Raw genomic sequence first — 3625 nt, 5'->3', positions numbered from 1 at the left:
GCGCACCCCTGATAAGGGTGAGGTCGGCAGTTCGAATCTGCCCAGACCCACCAATTTTGTGTGGGAACCTGTAGAAATACGGGGCCATAGCTCAGCTGGGAGAGCGCCTGCCTTGCACGCAGGAGGTCAACGGTTCGATCCCGTTTGGCTCCACCACTACTGCTTCTGTTGTTGAAAGCTTAGAAATGAGCATTCCATCGTGATGATGGTGAATGTTGATTTCTAGTCTTTGGCTAGATCGTTCTTTAAAAATTTGGGTATGTGATAGAAAGATAGACTGAACGTTACTTTCACTGGTAACGGCTCAGGCTAAGGTAAAATTTGTGAGTTGCTCTTAATTGAGTATTATCGAATTTTCGGCGAATGTCGTCTTCACAGTATAACCAGATTGCTTGGGGTTATATGGTCAAGTGAAGAAGCGCATACGGTGGATGCCTTGGCAGTCAGAGGCGATGAAAGACGTGGTAGCCTGCGAAAAGCTTCGGGGAGTCGGCAAACAGACTTTGATCCGGAGATGTCTGAATGGGGGAACCCAGCCATCATAAGATGGTTATCTTAAGCTGAATACATAGGCTTAAGAGGCGAACCAGGGGAACTGAAACATCTAAGTACCCTGAGGAAAAGAAATCAACCGAGATTCCCTTAGTAGTGGCGAGCGAACGGGGACTAGCCCTTAAGTGGCTTTGAGATTAGCGGAACGCTCTGGAAAGTGCGGCCATAGTGGGTGATAGCCCTGTACGCGAAAATCTCTTAGTCATGAAATCGAGTAGGACGGAGCACGAGAAACTTTGTCTGAATATGGGGGGACCATCCTCCAAGGCTAAATACTACTGACTGACCGATAGTGAACTAGTACCGTGAGGGAAAGGCGAAAAGAACCCCGGAGAGGGGAGTGAAATAGATCCTGAAACCGTATGCGTACAAGCAGTGGGAGCCCACTTTGTTGGGTGACTGCGTACCTTTTGTATAATGGGTCAGCGACTTATTTTCAGTGGCGAGCTTAACCGAATAGGGGAGGCGTAGCGAAAGCGAGTCTTAATAGGGCGTCTAGTCGCTGGGAATAGACCCGAAACCGGGCGATCTATCCATGGGCAGGTTGAAGGTTGGGTAACACTAACTGGAGGACCGAACCGACTACCGTTGAAAAGTTAGCGGATGACCTGTGGATCGGAGTGAAAGGCTAATCAAGCTCGGAGATAGCTGGTTCTCCTCGAAAGCTATTTAGGTAGCGCCTCATGTATCACTGTAGGGGGTAGAGCACTGTTTCGGCTAGGGGGTCATCCCGACTTACCAAACCGATGCAAACTCCGAATACCTACAAGTGCCGAGCATGGGAGACACACGGCGGGTGCTAACGTCCGTCGTGAAAAGGGAAACAACCCAGACCGTCAGCTAAGGTCCCAAAGTTATGGTTAAGTGGGAAACGATGTGGGAAGGCTTAGACAGCTAGGAGGTTGGCTTAGAAGCAGCCACCCTTTAAAGAAAGCGTAATAGCTCACTAGTCGAGTCGGCCTGCGCGGAAGATGTAACGGGGCTCAAACCATACACCGAAGCTACGGGTATCACTTAGGTGATGCGGTAGAGGAGCGTTCTGTAAGCCTGTGAAGGTGAGTTGAGAAGCTTGCTGGAGGTATCAGAAGTGCGAATGCTGACATGAGTAACGACAATGGGTGTGAAAAACACCCACGCCGAAAGACCAAGGTTTCCTGCGCAACGTTAATCGACGCAGGGTTAGTCGGTCCCTAAGGCGAGGCTGAAAAGCGTAGTCGATGGAAAACAGGTTAATATTCCTGTACTTCTGGTTATTGCGATGGAGGGACGGAGAAGGCTAGGCCAGCTTGGCGTTGGTTGTCCAAGTTTAAGGTGGTAGGCTGGAATCTTAGGTAAATCCGGGATTCTAAGGCCGAGAGCTGATGACGAGTTACCCTTTGGGTGACGAAGTGGTTGATGCCATGCTTCCAAGAAAAGCTTCTAAGCTTCAGGTAACCAGGAACCGTACCCCAAACCGACACAGGTGGTTGGGTAGAGAATACCAAGGCGCTTGAGAGAACTCGGGTGAAGGAACTAGGCAAAATGGCACCGTAACTTCGGGAGAAGGTGCGCCGGTGAGGGTGAAGCATTTACTGCGTAAGCCCATGCCGGTCGAAGATACCAGGCCGCTGCGACTGTTTATTAAAAACACAGCACTCTGCAAACACGAAAGTGGACGTATAGGGTGTGACGCCTGCCCGGTGCCGGAAGGTTAATTGATGGGGTTAGCTAACGCGAAGCTCTTGATCGAAGCCCCGGTAAACGGCGGCCGTAACTATAACGGTCCTAAGGTAGCGAAATTCCTTGTCGGGTAAGTTCCGACCTGCACGAATGGCGTAACGATGGCGGCGCTGTCTCCACCCGAGACTCAGTGAAATTGAAATCGCTGTGAAGATGCAGTGTATCCGCGGCTAGACGGAAAGACCCCGTGAACCTTTACTATAGCTTTGCACTGGACTTTGAATTTGCTTGTGTAGGATAGGTGGGAGGCTTTGAAGCGTGGACGCCAGTTCGCGTGGAGCCAACCTTGAAATACCACCCTGGCAACTTTGAGGTTCTAACTCAGGTCCGTTATCCGGATCGAGGACAGTGTATGGTGGGTAGTTTGACTGGGGCGGTCTCCTCCTAAAGAGTAACGGAGGAGTACGAAGGTGCGCTCAGACCGGTCGGAAATCGGTCGTAGAGTATAAAGGCAAAAGCGCGCTTGACTGCGAGACAGACACGTCGAGCAGGTACGAAAGTAGGTCTTAGTGATCCGGTGGTTCTGTATGGAAGGGCCATCGCTCAACGGATAAAAGGTACTCCGGGGATAACAGGCTGATACCGCCCAAGAGTTCATATCGACGGCGGTGTTTGGCACCTCGATGTCGGCTCATCACATCCTGGGGCTGAAGCCGGTCCCAAGGGTATGGCTGTTCGCCATTTAAAGTGGTACGCGAGCTGGGTTTAGAACGTCGTGAGACAGTTCGGTCCCTATCTGCCGTGGACGTTTGAGATTTGAGAGGGGCTGCTCCTAGTACGAGAGGACCGGAGTGGACGAACCTCTGGTGTTCCGGTTGTCACGCCAGTGGCATTGCCGGGTAGCTATGTTCGGAATAGATAACCGCTGAAAGCATCTAAGCGGGAAACTAGCCTCAAGATGAGATCTCACTGGGACCTTGAGTCCCCTGAAGGGCCGTCGAAGACTACGACGTTGATAGGTTGGGTGTGTAAGCGCTGTGAGGCGTTGAGCTAACCAATACTAATTGCCCGTGAGGCTTGACCATATAACACCCAAGCAATTTGCGAACTCGACAGAGGCCAGATTGCGGTGTGTGAAGACGAAACGAACCGAAAGTTCGAGATACTCACAAAACACCAGACTATCGCATACCCATTCGCTGGAGCGTGGACCTGTAAAGGCACACGAGCTGGCTACCGAATTTCTTGACGACCATAGAGCATTGGAACCACCTGATCCCATCCCGAACTCAGCAGTGAAACGATGCATCGCCGATGGTAGTGTGGGGTTTCCCCATGTGAGAGTAGGTCATCGTCAAGATTAAATTCAGAAACCCCTATCTGCGTATGAAGGTAGGGGTTTTGTTTTGTCCGC

At 51.1% G+C, this 3625-nt stretch carries 1 tRNA gene and 2 rRNA genes; all 3 read left to right on the top strand.

What is annotated here, in order from left to right:
* Nucleotides 1-80 precede the first annotated feature (80 nt).
* The 3 genes from VD17_RS06675 (at nt 81) to rrf (ending at nt 3571) form a co-directional block, all read left to right on the top strand.
* Nucleotides 81-156, top strand: a tRNA-Ala gene (locus VD17_RS06675).
* A 248-nt stretch (nt 157-404) separates the two neighbouring features.
* Nucleotides 405-3296, top strand: a 23S ribosomal RNA gene (locus tag VD17_RS06670).
* Nucleotides 3297-3455: 159 nt separating this feature from the next.
* A 5S ribosomal RNA gene (gene rrf, locus VD17_RS06665) occupies nt 3456-3571 on the top strand.
* Nucleotides 3572-3625: the final 54 nt, after the last annotated feature.

Origin of the sequence: Pseudomonas fluorescens (genome assembly GCF_000968015.1) — a bacterium.
In the GTDB taxonomy this organism is placed as follows: domain Bacteria; phylum Pseudomonadota; class Gammaproteobacteria; order Pseudomonadales; family Pseudomonadaceae; genus Aquipseudomonas; species Aquipseudomonas fluorescens_W.
Note: the sequence above shows the minus strand (reverse complement) of the source record. Positions and strands in the feature narration are given on the sequence as shown.